We start from the raw sequence: 3,049 nt of genomic DNA, 5'->3' as shown, positions 1-3,049 counted from the left end.
ATGATCCAATGACTTGTTTTACAACGTATTCGACAAAATCACTGTGGGTTGAAAAGTAGCTGCGCAACGTGGCCTTCGCATATTCAGCTTCATTAGCAATCTCTTCAGGAGACGGAAATTTTTTTTCACGATATAACTTCAGAGCTGAATGCGTGATACGTTCCAGGGTACGACGCCGGACTGGCGACAGATTTTCTTCATCAAACAGGATCATTTAACCCCCTTAAAATTTTAACCGTATAGCATTAACAGTAATAAATATCACTAATGATAAAAAATAACTTGAATGTTGTAAAATATTACAATAGGTTTACATTAGTCTTTGAACTAAGTATGCCACATGGGGTGAACACTATGACGCGATTTGTAGTTGTCGTTGGCACAGCAGACACAAAACTGGACGAGCTGGTCTGGTTGAAATGTTGTTTACACCTCGCAGGAGTTAATTCAATCATCATTGATGTGTCTACATCAATTCCTGAGAAAAATCATCAGAATAAAAAGATAGATATTCATTCATTTCAGGTGGCTGAGTATCATCCCGCTGGTGCTGATCCCGTCTTTTGTGGCGTACGGAATAAGGCGATAACAGCAATGTCTGTCGCCCTCACGAATTTCCTGAACAGCTCAATCGACGATATCGCGGGAGTGATTGGTATCGGAGGCTCAGGCGGAACAGCACTGATTACTCCTGCTATGCAAAGCCTGCCGATCGGGTTGCCTAAAATCATGGTATCAACGATGGCGTCAGGGAATGTTTCAGCCTACGTTAGGGACAGCGATATTGCCATGCTTTATACGGTAACCGATCTCAACGGACTAAACCGTATTTCTCGTTCAGTCTTGTCTAATGCTGCAAACATGATGGCCGGCTCTGTCAATTACTTTACGCCATTGGCTAATATTCATAAACCCGCTTTAGGGTTGACGATGTTTGGTATAACGACTCCATGCATTAATCAGCTCACTACTGAGTTAAATTCTCAATACGATTGCCTGGCTTTTCATGCTACCGGCAATGGTGGAACAAGCATGGAGAAATTGGCTAAGGACGGCAAATTGGTTTGTGTTTTAGATATTACATTAACAGAAATTTCCGATCTGCTATTTGGAGGGGTTTTGGGTTGCCCTGACACACGTTTAGATGTCATTGCAAAAAAAAGCATTCCGTGGATCGGCAGTGCTGGTGCTTTGGACATAGTTAACTTTGGTGCAAAAGACACGATCCCAGAACGCTACAGCAACAGGCTGTTTTTTGAGCATAACTCTCAGGTGACATTGATGCGAACGACACCTGAAGAAAACTATCAGCTTGGTATCTGGATAGGGAACAAACTTAATAAGTGTGATGGACCTATTCGATTCATTATTCCGGAAGGCGGATTCTCTGCGCTAGATTGCCCTGAACAACCTTTTTATTTACCTGCATCAACACAGGCTTTCTGTCATGGATTAAAAAAAACAATAAAACAAACAAAATTGCGAAAAGTTATAAAAACACCTTTTCACATAAATTCACCTCAATTTTGTACTCTTGTAATACAACAACTCAAGGAAATTATAGAACACCAGGGAATCTCTTATGAAGAAAAAATATAATCAGATTATTGAAACTCTAAAACAAAAAGTCGAACGTAACGAAACTATTATTGGGGCGAGTGCAGGTAGTGGTCTTTCGGCGCGTTGCGAGGAAGCAGGAGGGGCAGACCTCATTATCGTATATAATTCTGGACGCTTCAGAATGGCTGGCAGAGGATCATTGGCCGGATTAATGCCATACGGTAATGCAAATGAAATTGTCAGAGAAATGGGTAATGAAATATTGCCGATAATTAAGGAAACACCTGTATTGGCGGGTGTCTGCGGTACTGATCCATTCTGTAATTTATCTCTTTTCCTGGATGAACTGAAAGCACAAGGTTTTGCTGGTATTCAGAACTTCCCAACGGTAGGACTTATTGATGGAAAGTTCAGAAAAAACCTGGAAGAAACAGGCATGGGCTATGCACTGGAGGTGAAGCTAATCCGCCTGGCGCATGAAAAAGGAATGATTACCACTCCTTATGTTTTCAATGAAAAAGAGGCTGAGGCTATGGCACAAGCAGGTGCTGATATCATCGTCGTACATCTTGGGCTAACCACTGGCGGTGATATTAGTGCTAATACATCATATGATCTGAAATCTTGTATACCAATCATTAACGCTTGTGCTTTGGCAGCTAAAACTATCCGAAATGACATTATTACTTTATGTCACGGCGGCCCAATTTTGGAACCGGAGGATGTCGCCTATATTATGGCTCATTGTCCCAATTGTCATGGATTCTATGGTGCCAGTTCAATGGAGCGTTTGCCAACAGAACAAGCCATCAAACACACCATCCAGAAATTTAAAGAAATTAATCGGGGTTAGTAAGAATTATACTTAAGCTATGCGGAAACTTAGTACTACAGCCGTAATATCTGTTACGTTATGATGACGCATTGTTTTCTTTTCCTCAAAATACGGAAAGGTACCCAATATGCCATACCCAGCCAACATATGCCTGTCTGGCTCCTTTATTTCATCCTACCAGGCCGCAACAACTCAGCCTCACTTGTCTCCGGGGCTTACTCAGCAATGTTAACGAAAAAATGTCTGAACAAAAGCCCCAGCCGCATCACGCTAAGTTGCTGATCAGGGGCAGTCAGCAAACTGCTGGAGCCGCTGTATAAGACACTGCGTCGGTATGCCGGGAAAAGTGCACGGTGACGACATCCCGGTACCACCTCAGGCCCTGGGAAGGGGAAAAATCGACCCGATGAGTATCGACAATATCGAATACCCTGTCGGCGATAATTTATGCCTTTAAACCGGAAAACCATCCAAAAATTTTCCGGTTTCATTTGAAAAAACTATTTTATTTCGTTTTTCAAAGCCCTACGGTGACATTCACCACTCGCTTTTTCATGCAAAGTAAACAACATCGGTAATAAAGAACTCAACGCCTCTAGGCTATGCCCGAGCTGACACAAACTCTCTGGCGTAAATTCATGGATGTTATTACTG

General features: G+C 42.2%; 3 protein-coding genes and 1 pseudogene. 2 read left to right on the top strand and 2 right to left on the bottom strand.

The genetic code is table 11. The features are described from left to right. Positions 1-214: pseudogene (locus tag EAE91_RS23155) on the bottom strand (TetR/AcrR family transcriptional regulator); the annotation flags it as partial. 140 nt (positions 215-354) lie between these two features. Here EAE91_RS23155 and EAE91_RS23150 point away from each other — a divergent pair. Both EAE91_RS23150 and EAE91_RS23145 read left to right on the top strand, forming a co-directional pair. Further along, on the top strand, positions 355-1,599 hold the full coding sequence (locus EAE91_RS23150) for a Tm-1-like ATP-binding domain-containing protein (RefSeq protein ID WP_214090501.1): 1,245 nt from the start codon (positions 355-357) through the stop codon (positions 1,597-1,599). Next, positions 1,583-2,413 (top strand): phosphoenolpyruvate hydrolase family protein, encoded by an 831-nt coding sequence (locus EAE91_RS23145; RefSeq protein WP_214090500.1) that lies wholly within the window; start codon positions 1,583-1,585, stop codon positions 2,411-2,413. Before EAE91_RS23150 ends, EAE91_RS23145 begins: the two co-directional genes overlap by 17 nt. A 197-nt stretch (positions 2,414-2,610) precedes the next feature. Here the strand turns inward: EAE91_RS23145 and EAE91_RS23140 are convergent, their stop codons facing one another. Beyond that, positions 2,611-2,865 carry a hypothetical protein gene (locus EAE91_RS23140; RefSeq protein ID WP_214090499.1) on the bottom strand — a complete coding sequence of 85 codons (255 nt, stop codon included), beginning with the start codon at positions 2,863-2,865 and terminating at the stop codon, positions 2,611-2,613. Between the last annotated feature and the right edge of the window lie 184 nt (positions 2,866-3,049).

The sequence above is a fragment of the Photorhabdus noenieputensis genome (assembly GCF_018448935.1).
Taxonomy (GTDB): Bacteria; Pseudomonadota; Gammaproteobacteria; order Enterobacterales; family Enterobacteriaceae; genus Photorhabdus; species Photorhabdus noenieputensis.
This window is presented reverse-complemented; position numbering and strand designations above follow the sequence as displayed.